Here is a 15636-nt window from a genome sequence, read left to right as displayed (position 1 = left end):
CTCTACAAGATAGTAGATTGATGGTGATTTTAGAATTGTTCATTTCTTTATAAAATATTATGTATTTTACTCAAAAGGTTCATGCGCTAAATAAACCTATCCAATGACCTTAGTTAAGACAAAAATCGGCAGACGTTCCTTCCTCAAGGGGAGTGCACTGGCAGGAGGGGGCTTGATGATCAGCTTTAGCTGGCTGGCATCCTGTGCCAGGGTGACCGACGAAGCCGCCAAACCTGAAGAATGGTTCGATATCAATGCCTTCCTGAAAATTGGAAGTAACGGGACGGTGACGATTATTTCTCCCAACCCCGAGGGCGGACAAAATGTAAAAACCTCCATGCCCATGATCGTGGCTGAGGAACTGGACGTTGCCTGGGAAGATGTGATCGTCGAACAGGCTCCGCTGAATACCGAATTATATTCAAGGCAGTTTATTGGCGGCAGTCAGGCAATTCGCCGGGGATGGCCAGGCCTGCGAATGGCGGGTGCATCCGCACGGTTCATGCTCAGAAAGGCGGCATCCGAACAATGGAAGGTGCCTGTTGAGGAGGTTACAACCAACGCCGGAATGCTCCATCATGGGAACAGCGGAAAATCGGGAAGCTACGGAGAAATGGCAGCTCTTGCGGCAGAAATCACTGTTCCGGAAGAAGTGGAGCTCAAATCCATGGAGGACTTTAGGATTATCGGTCGCTCACAGAAAAATGTTGACGGCAAAAAAATCGTAACAGGGCAGCCGCTCTTCGGAATGGATTATTACAGGGAAGGCATGCTTTACGCGATGATTGTGCATCCTCCGGCGTTCGGACTGAAAATTGCATCAATCGATGACAGCGCTGTGAAGTCCATGCCGGGCATTCGTGATGTATTTACCATCAAGGTACTTGAAGATGATTTCAGAAGGGAATATTTTGATACGCTTTCTTTTCCGGAAGTTGCAGTAATAGTTGGCAATTCAACATGGGAAGTGATGAATGCAAAGAAGGAACTGAAGATCGAGTGTGAGCCCATTGAATCCCGTGAGGAAAAACGGAGTCGTTTCGGAAGTGAATATGCCCAGTTTGTTCCGTCCGGACTGGAAAGTTCGGAAGAACATTTGCGGCAGATGAAGGAACTTTCAGACAAACCCGCAAACCTCAGAAGAAAAGATGGTGATCCTGAAGCGGCGTTTCGGGGCGCAGCCAACGTCATAGAACGTTCCTATACCGCACCATTCCTCGCGCACAATTGCATGGAGCCTATGAACTTCTTTGCGGATGTAACACCCGAAAGGGCAGAGCTGGCAGGTCCCCTGCAAAAGCCTGAGCTTACCGAACTCACACTTTCGGAAAGGATCGGACTGCCGGTAGAAAAGATCAATATTGAAATGACACGGCTTGGGGGCGGATATGGAAGACGATCCTATGCACACTGGCTTATCGAGGCCGCGATTATTTCTCAAAAAATGAATGCCCCTGTAAAGCTTATCTACACACGTGAAGACGATATGACCTCAGGGATTTACCGACCTGCCTACTATGGAAAATTCAGGGCGGCATTCGATGAAAACAGGAATATGGTTGCCTATCATGTGAACATCGGGGGTATACCCCAAAGTCCGCTTTCACCGGATCGTTTCCCCGCGGGTGCCGTTGAGCACTATTTCGCAGAAGACTGGACCATCGGCAGCAATATAACTGTAGGCTCTTTCCGGGCACCACATTCCAATTTTATGGCCGCGTCTGAACAGTCATTTCTGGATGAAGTTGCCGAAGCGGCAGGGAAGGACCCTATAGATTTCCGACTGGAATTACTCGACTATGCCATCAGGAATCCCGTGGAAGACCAAACCAATGATTATGATCCGGAGCGTTATGCCGGGGTGTTGAAATTAGTAAGGGAAAAATCTGACTGGGATAATTCAAACGTTCCTAAAGGGGTTTCTGCTTACTTTTGCCATAATTCCTATGCGGCCCTTGTTTTTGAGATGACTGAAAAGAATGGAAAACCTGCGGTCGACCGGGTGGTTTGTGCAGTGGATTGCGGTATAGTCGTCAACCCGGATGCCGCTTCAAACCTGGTGGAAGGCGCCATCGTGGATGCGATTGGTAATGCGCTCTACGGATCCCTGGAATTCAAAGAAGGCGTCCCCTCGAAGAAGAATTTTGATACGTACCGGATGATACGTATGTCGGAAGCACCCAGGAAGATCGAGGTTTATTTCGTGGAAAATAATATTGATCCGACAGGGTTGGGTGAACCGGCGTTTCCGCCAGCCTTTGCAGCCCTTGCCAATGCGCTTTACCAGTCAATGGGAAAGAGATTTTATAAGCAGCCCTATGTGATTTGAAAATTCGTTTGACCCTGTTTTTTGGGAGACTGTGATTATAATATCCTTTCCTCAATCATAACTCCCAGATCGTCAATCAAAATCATAAATCTCTCTCCGGCTGAATTACGGTAAATTACCTCATAGAGAATTTCATTGCCCCGGTTCAGGATCACCCGGTTCATGATCTCACCTTTGCTCAGTATCATTTCCCGGATCTTCAGGGGAAGAAATCCCTCACGTAAATTTCGCCGGTATTCAATCAATTCGCCGGCAGGTGAAAACCTGGCAATGTACTCAAGATGTTCGCGGTAAAATACAACCTCGATGTACGCCTTGCTTATAAACCACTCGACATGTTTTGCCCCGGGGAACTTCAACTCAAAAGCATTCAAACAGTTTGAAGGCGGCGTATGCTTTGCCTGGAATATCGATTTCAGCGTATCTGACATAATAGCTTTTTGTTATTGGACGGAATAGCTTGAATTTGTAACACGGGTTATTTTAAATATTTTTTTGAGTATAGATAGAGCAAACGGGTCCGGGCTCTTTTCAATCTCATTTTACAGGCACTTTCGGTGATTCGCAATGCTTCCGACATCAGTTTTAACGGGATATCATCCAGGTATTTCATTTTGATCAGTGCGAGTTCCTCGGGGTGCAGTTCTTCCATAACGGTTTTGAGCCTTTCGTAGTCTATTTCATTCTCAACATCTTCGAGGTTATCCGGTATTTCCGACATTTCATGTTCCTTATTCCATTTCGGGTAATGACTACTTCGTTTATTCCTCAGATAATCGATACAGTGATTATAGGTAATGGAATAAATCCAGGTAGAAAACATAGCGGTGGCTTTGAATGAAACCAGATTCTCGAAAATCTTCACCATAATATCTTCGGCAAGGTCATTGGCAGTTTCACGATCCTTTACCAATGAATAGCATTTCCCTCTTACCTTATCGAAATACCGACTGTAAATTATGTCGTAATATCGATTGTTTTCACGACCTGCCCTGATCAGGTCAATGATATCTTTATCTGATAGTTTATCTTTTCCGGGGTCTTTCATATGGAACAAGGAATACTACTAAAAAATTAGGAATAAATTTCGTGTTACCTTCAACATTCTTGCCGTCACAATGCTATAAAGCAGGTCTGCTTTATGGACATAAGGTGATGAAATCTAATAGATTAATTATGACTGCTGTCATACCAGGTATGATGGTGTTTGCGGGATGTCAGGAAGTTCCGCAGGAACAAATAGAGAATACAATAGCTATTGTGGATAGTTTGGAACTGAAAGGAGCAAATGTCTTTGCACCGGAAAGTTTTCAGAAACTCCGCGATTCGCTGAACAATACCATTGCACAGGTAGAGATGGAAAAGGCAAAGTTTCTGGAAGACTATACTTCAGAGATAAAGCAGCTGGAGGGAGTTGCTTCATTCGCTGAAGAGGTGAACCTGGAGACAGCTGAAAAGAAAGAAGAGGTAAGGAATGAGGTATTAACGACTGTTGAAGAAGTCCGTTCTCTGCTTGAAGAAAATAATCAGATGATCCTCCAGGTTTCCCAGTCTTCAAATGTAATGAACCTGAATAACGATCTTGAAAGTCTGAACCAGGAGCAAATGGAACTTGATTCAACATTGAGTGAGACTGCCGAGTTGCTGAGCCAGGGTGAATTGCAGCTTTCTAAGGAAAGGGCAGTGTTGGCCAGGGACAAAGCAGTAACGCTTAATAATGTTATCAAGGAGAAATATGGTGCAAAAGTAATGATTCAATAAGATCGGTTTGCACTGAGTGTATTGTGAAAAGGCCGTCTGCGCAAGACGGCCTTTTTTTATTCTACTCTCCTGATGCCTGCTATGTAAAGGCCCTTCCCGAAGTTCCGATCAGGCGGCTCTCCTTGGGTTGATGTCGATTTTACTTCCTAAAAAGGCTGCCCATTTGTTTGCCAGGTTTTCATGAAACCGCTCATCATGCTGAGAGTCAATGGCAGCGTTGTAGATTTCAATATCCGTCGATTGATTACGTCCGCTAAACCGCAGGACAATACGCTGAGGGTCGGGAAGGATCATCCGCACAGATTGTACATTCATCAGGTAAATGGTCTCCTGTTTTATCTCGGTTTTATCAATTGACAAATATACGATGGATCGGTGTGCGGCGTCGTAGCCAATAATCCTGTCTCCCCATGCCTCCTTAACAGAAAAGTTGAGTCCGAGGCTTTTACCAGCCCGCTCAAGTTCACGTGTGACATTGAGCTGTCGTTTCCTGCCGAGGTAATAGAGGTAACAGAATGGTCCGAAGATCAAAACAGTAAATGTGATACTAAGGATAATTTCAGGTGTTTTCATTTGATTTAAGATAATTAACTGTGTTTGGCGCAGGTTTGATTAGAAATGATAATAAAAGGCTACCTGCGAATATGGTGAGGATCACTGCCAGCGATACCATAATATCAATCTGTACATAGTGCTCCAGTAAGATTTTTAACCCAATGAAGATCAGGATGAGTCCCAACCCGTATTTAAGAAGGTGAAACATCGACATCACCCCGGCCAGGGCGAAATACAGTGCCCTTAGTCCGAGTATAGCGAAAATGTTGGAGGTGTAAACAATGAATGGGTCTCTGCTGATACCCAGAACCGCAGGCACGGAGTCCAGCGCAAAAACGATATCGGTACTCTCAATAACAACCAGTACAATGAAAAGGGGCGTTATGAACAATTTACCTTGTCTGAGGATCAGGTACCTCGTTCCGCTGTAATTTTTCATTACCGGAAATATTCTGCGGGTAAGCTTCACAGCGAAATTGTTCTTTGGATCGGCCTTGAACTCTTTATTGCGCAGAAACTGAATTCCTGCGTAGATAATGATCAGACCCATTAAATAAAGGATGTATTCAAACCGTTCAATCAGTTCAATCCCAAGAAAAATAAATACGGCCCTCATCACAATGGACCCGATGATGCCCCAGAACAATACTCCGTGCTGTAATTTATCAGGAACGCGGTAATAGGAGAAAATGATCATGAACACGAACAGATTGTCTATGCTCAAGGACTTTTCGATGAGGTAGGCAGTCGTGAATTCAATCGCTTTTACTGTACCCATCTGGTAATAGATGAGAAGGTTGAAAGCCAGTGAAACGATTATCCAGCCTGCCGTTTCAAGGAGTGCGTATTTGAGGGTTACAGTCCTGTTTTTCCGGTACACAACAAACAGGTCGATGATTAACAGAAAAGTGATCAGTCCGAAGAAAAACAGCCACCAATATATACCCGTATCTTTCATATGCTGAAGTATTAGACGGAGGATACATAAAAAGTCACTTAAAGAATTAATGTGACCAGTTAGGGTGCTTTGCGTCAAACTGATATCGCGGCCAGTTTATTTATAGCTGTGATGCAGACTTCATCTATAATCGAATAAATGTCGGAACTCTACAATTTTCTAACGATACCTTTTTTGCTTGCAATGTTTCTTGCGCTGAATATGGGGGCGAGCGGAACTTCTCCGTCGTTTTCAGCGGCCTATGGTGCAAATGTCATTAAAAGATCTATGATTCCAGGCCTATTTGGCATCATGGTGCTGGCAGGTGCGCTTCTGGCTGGGAAAGAAGTAACGCTAACACTAGGGTCAGGATTGATTGATCAGACATTTTTTACGCCTGTTAATACATCGATTGTGCTTTTGGCTATTGGATTATCACTGCTGATCTCCAATCTTTTGGGAGTTCCTCAATCGACCAGTCAGTCGACCGTTCTATCGATTGCTGGTGCGGCTACTGCTGTGGGCGGACTTAACACACACAAACTTTTTTACGAGATCATTCCGGCCTGGTTTATCCTTCCGGTTATTTCATTTCTCCTCATGCTCACACTCACGAAATGGATATTCCCATTGATTAAAAGCAAGGTTTACTCCTACGACTATTCACACATGAAAAGTCATGCAGGCTTTAAATTGATACTGATCCTTGCTTCCTGTTATGTGGCATTTTCCATCGGGGCGAACAACGTAGCCAATGCCGCAGCGCCCATTTCATCGCTAACGATCAACGCACTGGGGAGTGAATCCATACAGAACTTTCTTCCGATCACCATCCTGTCGGTCCTGATCATCGCTCCCTGTTTTGGAATAGGCAGTTCCCTGCTGGGTCACAAGGTAACTGAAAGTCAGGGTAGAAACATGGTGCACGTAACACCGTTTAATGCCACTGTTATTGCCATTATCGTGGCCAGTTTGTTGCTGATCGCTTCCGTATCGAAGGGAATTCCCACTTCACTTGTGCAACTTAACGGAGCGGCATTCATCGCTTTGAGTATTTCCTCAAATGGGTGGAGTCCGACTTTCAGTAACAAAACTGTAAAACGGTTTTTCCTGGTATGGGCCATTGCCCCGGTTTTTGCTTTTATTCTGACCTACATTTTAATCAAAATGGTTTCCTGAAGGGATTTATATAAATTTCACTGCATACACCATTGGCAGGTTTCCGGCGAGCTGATCCCATGAATCGCCAAGATCATTGGAGTAATAAACGTTGCCGGTGGTAGTCCCAAAAGCAAGTTCATCATGGTAATTGGCCAGCGCATGCCGGTAGACAATGTCATAGGCATGGCTCTGTGTAAAGTGTTAATTTCCTTTATTGAGATCCATTCCATCCTTTAATATTTTACTTGAATTTGCGTTTGGTGAAATACTGTTGATGAAGCGCTGTCTGTATAATGGCGGAGTTCGTGGGCAGACTGTTTGATTTTCGTAATCATATGGTTGAAATCTGTAAGATCATACTGTGAGTATTTCGTATATTTACTTGATATAAAATGCATCAATCAATCGTAACAGATACATCATGGCAAAATTTAATCTGAAAGTAAACGGACAGGAAAAACAGGTGGATGTGGATCCTTCAACACCTATGTTGTGGGTATTGCGTGATCACCTGCAGCTAACAGGAACCAAATTCGGATGCGGGATCGCACAGTGCGGTGCGTGCACGGTTCACCTTGACGGCGTTGCTGTTCGTTCCTGCCAGCTTCCTGTTTCTGCGGTGGCAGATAAGCCCATAACTACCATTGAAGGACTTTCGGAAAATGGAGATCATCCGGTACAGAAGGCATGGCTCGAAATCGATGTCCCCCAGTGTGGCTATTGTCAGGCCGGTCAGATCATGAATGCAGTGTCACTGCTAAAACAAAATCCGTCACCCACGGATGATCAGATTGAAGCAGCTATGGCAGGAAATATCTGCCGCTGCGGAACATATGTCCGTATCAAACAAGCTATAAAGAACGCATCAAACGCTTAAAAAAACTCAACATGACGAATTTAAAAACACCCATAGACAGAAGGTCCTTTATGAAAGTTTCCGCCCTGGCAGGTGGTGGTATGATGCTGAGCTTCAGCTGGCTTGCCGGTTGCTCACCTAAGGAGCAGGAGGCGCTCGGACTCCCGGATGAGTGGTATGAATTGAACAGCTACATTAAGATCGGAAATAATGGTCGAATCAACCTGATGTCGCCCAATCCTGAGTTCGGATCCAATGTAAAAACCTCCATGCCGATGATACTTGCCGAGGAGCTGGATGTCGACTGGGAAAACGTGATGGTAGAGCAGGCCGATTTCTTTCCGGAGCGCTTCGATCGTCAGTTTACCGGCGGCAGTATGGGAATTTTACTTGGATGGAAACCGCTTCGCACTGCGGGAGCAACTGCACGCCAGATGCTGGTGAATGCCGCGGCACAAACCTGGAATGTTCCAGCCAATGAGATAACTACTTCAGAAGGGGTGCTTACCCATACAGCCAGTGGTAAAAAGGCAGGCTACGGTGAAGTAGCCTCACTCGCTGCTACACTTGAAGTGCCGGAAGAAGTAGAACTCAAGGAAATAAGTGATTTTAAGATTGTCGGAACTTCACGTAAAAACGTGGAGGCAAAAAATATTGTCACCGGAAAACCCATGTTTTCCATTGACCACTTTGAGGACGGGATGCTTGTGGCTATGGTCGCCCATCCGCCAGCTTTCGGTTTGAAGGTTAAATCTGTGGATGCAGAATCAGTCAAAAACATGCCGGGTATCCGTGATGTGTTTGTATTTGAAACACTTAAGGACGACTACGAACGAAACGGCTTCGATACCACATCGTTTACCGAGTTGGTCGCAATCGTTGGTGAAACAACCTGGCAGGTGATGAATGCCAGGAAACAGCTGAAGGTTGAATGGGAGGGAACGACCGACAAGAAAGTGGTTGTTGCCGGATGGGGAGGTAAGCAGGAAGTTACGATTCCCGGTGGAACCGAAAGCACAGCCGGGCATAAGTCAAGGATGGAGGAGATGGCTCAAAAGCCTGCACAGGTATTACGAAAAGACGGAGATCCGGAAACTGCCTTTAAAAACGCTGCCAAGGTGATTGAGAGAACCTATTATGCACCATACCTCGCCCATAACTGCATGGAGCCGGTGAATTGCTTTGCCAGTGTTAAGGGAGACAAGGCAGAATTGTACGGACCAATTCAGGCACCTGAACTCATTATGCAAACATTGTCGGCCTGTTTGGGTATGCCCAAGGAAAATATTCATCTCAGGCTGTCCCGTATGGGCGGTGGTTTCGGCCAACGGGCCTACGGTCACCACATGGTGGAGGCCGCAATGATCTCACAAAAGATTCAGGCTCCTGTAAAGATGGTCTATTCCCGCGAAGATGATATGTCCTACGGTATTTACAGGCCTACGTATACGGCTACGTACCGGGCCGGGCTTGATGAGAATAATAATCTAATTGCATTCCATGTAAAAGGGGGAGGAATTCCGGAACACCCGGTAGCAGCCAACCGCTTTCCGGCTGGAGCTGTAGATAATTACCTCGCTGAAGGTTGGTTTATTAATTCCAACATCACGATTGGTGCCTTCCGTGCTCCAAGATCGAACTTTATCGGTGGGGCAGAACAGTCATTCCTTGACGAGGTGGCCGAACTTGCTGGTAAGGATCCAATCGAATTCCGACTCGAATTATTTGACCGTGCAAAGAACAATCCTGTAGGAGAAAATAATGATTATGATCCGGATCGGTATGCAGGCGTATTGAAGCTGGTGAGGGATAAGGCAAAATGGAATGAGTCGGATAATTCAAACCGGGGCGTTGCAGCATATTTCTGTCATAATACCTACGTAGCCGAAATCCTTGAGCTGGAGATGAAAAATAATACGCCAGTCATTCCCAAGGTCATCGCTGCCGTGGATTGCGGAATTGTGATCAATCCGGATGCCGCCGCCAATATGGGGGAAGGCGCAATCGTGGATGGTATAGGAAACGCGCTGTTCGGGGAAATGACGTTTGAAGACGGTGTGCCCCAGAAACAAAACTTCAACACATACCGGATGATTCGGCAGACGGAAGCGCCAAAATCCATTGAAGTGCACTTTGTGGAGAATGACAAAGACCCAACGGGCCTTGGCGAACCTTTATTCCCGCCTGTGTTTGCAGCATTGGCAAATGCCATGTACAAGGTGACTGGTAAGCGATTCTACAATCAGCCTTTTGGCAAAGAATTGCAGAGTGCCGGAACAAGGATGTAGCATTAACCTTTTAAATCTGCATTTTACCTGATGTCAGGTCGGAATTGATAATTCCTTGAAATTTGCACATATTCAGCCGTTAGTAGCTGCTGGATATGTGCATTTCTTTTTAATTAATGGATTAATTCAATGCTGACCATACTGGGTGTTCTTACAATCGGTTGAGACATAACCATTGCAAATTGACTTATATGAAATATTGTTTCCTTTTTTTGGTTTTTCCGCTGTTTTGCCATGCACAGGACAAAGCAATCCAGGCGGAAGTTGACAGTATTATTGCCCAGGGTAAATATCCGGGTATAGTGTTCAGTGTTGCTTATCCCAATGGTGAAGCAACGTCTTTTACAGCAGGTTGGGCTGATGTAGAATCGGGAACCCCAATGACACCCGGGAATCGTCTTTTAAGTGGCAGTACGGGGAAGACTTTTGTCGCAGCGGTTCTGATGCAGTTAATCGAAGAGAACAAATTGCAGTTGGAAGATAGGGCCTCCAAATGGCTCGGTGATGAAGAGTGGTACAGTCGTTTGCCGAATAGTGAAGAACTAACCATCATGAATCTACTGAGGCATCAGTCCGGTATGGAGCGCTATGAATTCAAACCGGAATTTTCCGAAGAAGTACTGAAGAACCCGGATCGGGTATGGAAACCGGCTGAATTGATTGCTTATGTCCTGGACGATGCGCCATTATTCAGTGCAGGAGAGGGTTTCGCCTATTCAGATACGAATTACATTCTCCTTGGAATGATCATAGAGGAAATTGAGGGGGAAGAATATTATACTGTTTTGAAGGATCGTTTGCTGAAACCACTGGATCTTACCGGAATTTTACCCACTAATACGCGTAAGATTGAAAAGTTGGCGCAGGGATATATGGATAAGGAATCTCCGCTGGGATTTAATGATCATTTGCTTGAAGATGGGATTTCAAGGTACAACCTCCAGTTTGAGTGGACAGGAGGCGGACTGGCATTTGAGACGCGCGACTATGCGCGGTGGCTGAAATTGCTCTTCGAGGGAAATGCGTTTGACATGGAAAAGATGGGGGAGACTTATTTCCAGGATATTCCCTCTCCGGAGATCGGCGGAAGTTACGGGATGGGCTATCAAAAACTGGTAATTCCTGAAGTAGGTGAAGCATATGGTCATAGCGGATTTTTCCCTGGTTATTATACCATTGGTGTCTATCTTCCGGAATATTCCATTGCGGTAGCCATGCAGGTAAATACGACTGAAATGGCCAAATTGAGAAGTTTCTTTCGTGATTTCGTGAAGCTGACCAGGATCGTCATATCAAATCAATAACAGCATTTTATCAATTTCTTTAAGGGGTGTAACTCCTTTAATTCCTTTTATTCTCATTTCCATTGAGACGAGGAATTTAAAAAGGATTCTATCCTGAAAAAATCATTCCATTAATTCTGAAAGAATAACTATCTTTTCCTGACTTAATGGAATGCATTTAATGAACAAGTTAATTGCCTGTATTATTTTGTTCTTTATTCCTTTCGCACAAAATGCCCAAGAGTTTCCTCCCCATGCCCGGAATTACACATATAAATTTGATCATTTCGATCTTGAATCAGGGCTTTCACAAGCGACAGTGCAATGTATTTTTCAGGATAGCAGGGGCTTTCTCTGGATTGGCACCGAAGATGGGTTAAACCGTTTTGACGGCTATGAATTCAAGGTATTTCGGAACAATCCCTTTGACTCCACTTCTCTTAGTTACAATGATATTTCGTCGATCGAGGAAGATCAGGAAGGCAATTTGTGGATTGGCACATACGGTGGCGGATTGAACCAGTTTGATCCATTTCAAGAGAAGTTTACTGTTTACCGGCAAAATGGTGATGATCAAAACTCAATCAGTAGCAATGTAATTCTTAAGATTTTTAAAGATGAGAATGAAAGGTTATGGATCACCACAGCAAATACAAATGAAGGTCAGGGAATGCTGCATCAGTTTTTGAAGGATGAAAATAGGTTTCAGCAATATTCGATCACTTTTGACGGCATTACAACCAATAACTCCAGGGCACTAGCTCAGGATATGTACGGAAATTTATGGGTGGGAACTGCTGAAGGGATTTTCGTTTTTAACCCGGACCAGGAAAAGTTTATTACTAATATCAGGCATGACCCATTAGAGAAGAACACCATTGGAAATAATAGTGTTATGTCAATCCTGGTCACAGAGAATGGTAAAATTTGGATTGCACGGTCAGGATTTCCCGGCGGTGGTATTTCCCGGATCGATGTGTTGAATAATGAATATGAATTACGCGTAAGGAATTATTACCAGGACCTGAACAAGGTAATCACTGATCAGAGCAGTCTTATCGATAATAACACCAGGGATTTGGTTAAGTCGGCTGATGGTAAAATTTGGATTGCGACCGGATGGGGTATAAGTGTGTATGATCCCGTGAAGGACAATTTCGAAAATATTAAGTACAATTCACTGAATACTTCAAGTATCATGGAAAATGATATTCGAAGTATTTTAAAAGACCGATCAGGAACCATTTGGATAGGATATGCTTCCAAGGGCCTGAGCAAACTTTCCAGCAATAAAGGTTTTTTACATATTGGTAAATCTGATATTGATGGACAGAGTCTCATCACAAACAACGTATTTGCTATTCAACAGGATGATGCTGGTAATATATGGGTAGGTAGTCTGGAAGGCGGACTTAATAAAGTTGTTTTTGATCGTAATAATTTTGCCGGACCGTACTCAATTACTCAATACCGCCAGGGAACCAGCAGGAAGACCATGGCCCATCCTGATATTTTTTCAATATCTGACGGCTCGGATGGCTCATTATGGATAGGAACCCTGGGAGGAGGGTTATACCATTTTGATCCAACCACGGAAGAATTTGACATTTATGGATTTGATCCATCAAATCCTTACAGTCTTCAGAATAATGGAGTAAGAACAACGTTCGTAGCTGCGGACCAGTCACTTTGGACAGGGACAAATGATGGACTTTTTAAGTCAGATGTTGACCAGGGAGGTAATCGAAAGTTTTTAAAACTGATCCCTGCAGCCGACAATCCATCGTCTTACAAACATGCCTCCATCGCGTCGATCACAGAGGATAAAATGGGCCATCTGTGGGTTTCATCTCAGTCAGGAGCTGTTTATTACATGAATGCTGAAAATAAGTTTAGCATGGTTCTGCAGCCGGATCGTCCAATGAAGTTATTTTCATCAAAATTCGATAGCAAGGGACTACTGTGGTTATGCACCAATGTTGGACTGTTTTCTTATCAGATTGAACCGGATGCATCATTGGGAGTTCGTCTTACCCTTTTGAAATTTTATGATTCGAATAATAGCGCGTTGCCAAATTCATCGATTTATAAAATCCTCGAGGACATTCATGGCGATCTCTGGTTATCGCATGTTAAAGGTATATCCCGGTTGAGCCGGGAGGATAATTCGTTTATCAATTATTCTGTGGAAGACGGTCTTCAGAGTAATGAATTCAATTCTAATGCCGGATGTAATCTTGAGAATGGTTATTTGTGTTTTGGCGGGATCAATGGGATTAATATTTTTCATCCAGATAGTCTGAAACATAATCTGACCGTTCCTCCGGTGGTTATCACTCAATTCAATATCCTCAATGAACCACGTGAATTAATGAAGAATGGCTATACTCTTTCATATTTGGAAAATACATTATCCTTTGAGTTTGCTTCACTCGATTTCACGGCGCCACAAAAAAACAGGTATAGCTATCAGATGGTTGGATTTGATAAGGATTGGATTGATTCCGGATCAAGAAGAAATATTTCATATACAAATCTTGATCCCGGCACGTATACTTTTCGGGTCAGAGGCACCAATAATGATGGGGTATGGAATGAACAAGGTGCCTCGATGGAGATAATCATTTTACCACCACCATGGAGAACCTGGTGGGCCTATTCTCTTTATGGATTAGGCATAATTCTGTTATTATTGGCCGTGAGAAGGCAAATTATAAGTCGCGAAAGGTTAAAAGCCAGGATTAAACTAGAGCAGCTGGAAATTTCAAAATACCAGGAACTTGACCTGATGAAGTCCCGTTTTTTTGCCAATATTTCCCACGAATTCCGTACCCCATTAACATTGCTACTTGGTCCAATTGATAAAAGAATCCAGGCGGCTAAGGATCCGGCCGAAAAGTCGGAGCTTCAGCAAATGTACAGAAACGCATCCCGACTCCTGAATTTGGTAAACCAGCTTCTTGATCTTTCCAAAAAGGAAGCTTCGGCTATGAAACTATCATGCGTTTACGGGGAACTGCAAACGGCTGTTTCATTAATCTCAAGTCAGTTTTTTTCAATTGCAGCCTCAAAAGAAATTACTTTCAAAATATCGGAAGATGTCCGGGTCATAATGTATTATGATCAGGATAAGTTGGAGAAGATAGTGGGTAATTTGCTTTCGAACTCATTCAAATATACGCCGGAGGGTGGCCAGATTGCTATTGAAATATTGAAGGCAGCACCTGACGCTCAGTTTCCGGATGGTTGTGCGATTTTAAACGTAAGTGATTCCGGGATTGGAATATCAGAGGAGGAGTTGGGTAAAATATTCGACTTATTTTATCAGGTAGATCTTTCCAGTACAAGGGAATTTGAAGGAAGTGGTGTTGGTCTTTCACTTACAAAGGAACTTGTTGAGCTGCATCATGGTACGATTGAAGTACAAAGTGTACCTGGAAAGGGATCAACCTTTACAGTTCGTCTTCCGCTTGGCAGATCTCATTTAAATGATGATGAAATCAGCGTTCAGATTAGTGAGGACGTGGTTGGATCTCCTGAGAATGCAGGAGATCAAATAAATGATTCCGGGCATCTCCCTGTCGGTAGCCTGCAGCAGGATACCATTCTGATAATTGAAGATAATTTGGATCTCCGGCATTATATCAGATCTGAGCTATCAGATACATATGCCATGCTTGAAGCCAAGGATGGGCAGGAGGGAATTGCTGCAGCCATCAGGGAATTACCTACCCTCATCATTACAGATCTTATGATGCCTTTGAAGGATGGTCTTACAGTTTGCCAGGAGTTAAAAGCAGATGAACGCACCTGCCATATACCAATTATATTACTTACTGCAAAAGTTGATATTGAAACAAAATTAAAGGGATACCAGTTTGGGGCTGATGAATATATTCCTAAGCCATTCAAGGTTAATGAACTCCTGATCCGGATTGAAAATTTGCTATTTAACAGAAAGCTGGTTCGTGAGAAATATACCAGGGAAATTACGATCAATCCAACCTCGGTTATTGTGGAGTCAATGGATGAACGTTTCATTCAGAAAACAATGGAAATCATTGAGGAAAGACTAGCTGAAACTGACTTTGGAGTGGAAGATCTTGCTCGTGACCTGGGAGTAAGTTACACTCAACTATATCGTAAAATGGATGCAACTACAGGATTCAGTCCGAATGAATTAATACGGCATATGCGACTTCTGCGTGCGGCCGATTTGATGCGGCAGCAGGCAGGGAATGTGGGTGACATTGCATTCCTGGTTGGATTTAATAATCTGTCCTACTTTTCGAAAGTCTTTAAGGAGAAATTCGGATTAACGCCCATTGAATATCTTAAAAACCCTCCGCCCGCTGGACATTAACAGTCCCGTAATTCCATGTCTCTTCACAGTATTATAAATGTGTTAGAAATCGCAAGATTAGTGCTAACGATGCCCGCATCATTATGATGATCTTGCATAAAAA

11 protein-coding genes are annotated in these 15636 nt (G+C 43.9%); 7 read left to right on the top strand and 4 right to left on the bottom strand.

Going from position 1 to position 15636, the window contains the following annotated elements; all coding sequences use genetic code 11:
• Positions 1-103 precede the first annotated feature (103 nt).
• Entirely contained in the window at positions 104-2329 is a 2226-nt protein-coding gene (locus LDX50_RS19465) for a xanthine dehydrogenase family protein molybdopterin-binding subunit (protein WP_225697876.1), read from the top strand.
• A gap of 35 nt (positions 2330-2364) precedes the next feature.
• Here the strand turns inward: LDX50_RS19465 and LDX50_RS19460 are convergent, their stop codons facing one another.
• On the bottom strand, positions 2365-2760 hold the full coding sequence (locus LDX50_RS19460; protein ID WP_225697875.1) for a hypothetical protein: 396 nt from the start codon (positions 2758-2760) through the stop codon (positions 2365-2367).
• 47 nt (positions 2761-2807) lie between these two features.
• Positions 2808-3377, bottom strand: coding sequence for an RNA polymerase sigma factor (locus tag LDX50_RS19455; protein ID WP_225697874.1), 570 nt, complete (start codon positions 3375-3377; stop codon positions 2808-2810).
• Between the two features lie 128 nt (positions 3378-3505).
• Between LDX50_RS19455 and LDX50_RS19450 the strand changes: the two genes are divergently transcribed.
• Positions 3506-4090 (top strand): hypothetical protein, encoded by a 585-nt coding sequence (locus tag LDX50_RS19450; RefSeq protein WP_225697873.1) that lies wholly within the window; start codon positions 3506-3508, stop codon positions 4088-4090.
• A 108-nt stretch (positions 4091-4198) separates the two neighbouring features.
• Here the strand turns inward: LDX50_RS19450 and LDX50_RS19445 are convergent, their stop codons facing one another.
• Together LDX50_RS19445 and LDX50_RS19440 are read right to left on the bottom strand one after the other, a co-directional pair.
• The gene (locus tag LDX50_RS19445) at positions 4199-4663 is read right to left on the bottom strand and encodes a hypothetical protein (protein WP_225697872.1); all 465 of its coding nucleotides are present in this window, start codon (positions 4661-4663) and stop codon (positions 4199-4201) included.
• Positions 4650-5603: a TerC/Alx family metal homeostasis membrane protein gene (locus tag LDX50_RS19440; RefSeq protein WP_225697871.1), complete on the bottom strand. Its 954-nt coding sequence runs from the start codon at positions 5601-5603 to the stop codon at positions 4650-4652. The genes LDX50_RS19445 and LDX50_RS19440 overlap by 14 nt, the downstream gene beginning before the upstream one ends.
• A 138-nt stretch (positions 5604-5741) precedes the next feature.
• On the opposite strand from LDX50_RS19440, the gene LDX50_RS19435 reads away from it, so the two are divergent.
• The 5 genes from LDX50_RS19435 (at position 5742) to LDX50_RS19415 (ending at position 15533) form a co-directional block, all read left to right on the top strand.
• Positions 5742-6761 (top strand): inorganic phosphate transporter, encoded by a 1020-nt coding sequence (locus tag LDX50_RS19435; RefSeq protein ID WP_225697870.1) that lies wholly within the window; start codon positions 5742-5744, stop codon positions 6759-6761.
• 403 nt (positions 6762-7164) lie between these two features.
• Positions 7165-7620 (top strand): (2Fe-2S)-binding protein, encoded by a 456-nt coding sequence (locus LDX50_RS19430; protein ID WP_225697869.1) that lies wholly within the window; start codon positions 7165-7167, stop codon positions 7618-7620.
• Between the two features lie 11 nt (positions 7621-7631).
• Positions 7632-9887 carry a xanthine dehydrogenase family protein molybdopterin-binding subunit gene (locus LDX50_RS19425; protein WP_225697868.1) on the top strand — a complete coding sequence of 752 codons (2256 nt, stop codon included), beginning with the start codon at positions 7632-7634 and terminating at the stop codon, positions 9885-9887.
• Between the two features lie 191 nt (positions 9888-10078).
• Positions 10079-11191 (top strand): serine hydrolase domain-containing protein, encoded by a 1113-nt coding sequence (locus LDX50_RS19420; RefSeq protein WP_225697867.1) that lies wholly within the window; start codon positions 10079-10081, stop codon positions 11189-11191.
• Between the two features lie 160 nt (positions 11192-11351).
• Positions 11352-15533, top strand: coding sequence for a hybrid sensor histidine kinase/response regulator transcription factor (locus LDX50_RS19415; RefSeq protein ID WP_225697866.1), 4182 nt, complete (start codon positions 11352-11354; stop codon positions 15531-15533).
• The last annotated feature ends 103 nt before the right edge of the window (positions 15534-15636 follow it).

The sequence above is a fragment of the Fulvivirga sedimenti genome, assembly GCF_020328055.1.
Note: the sequence above shows the minus strand (reverse complement) of the source record. Positions and strands in the feature narration are given on the sequence as shown.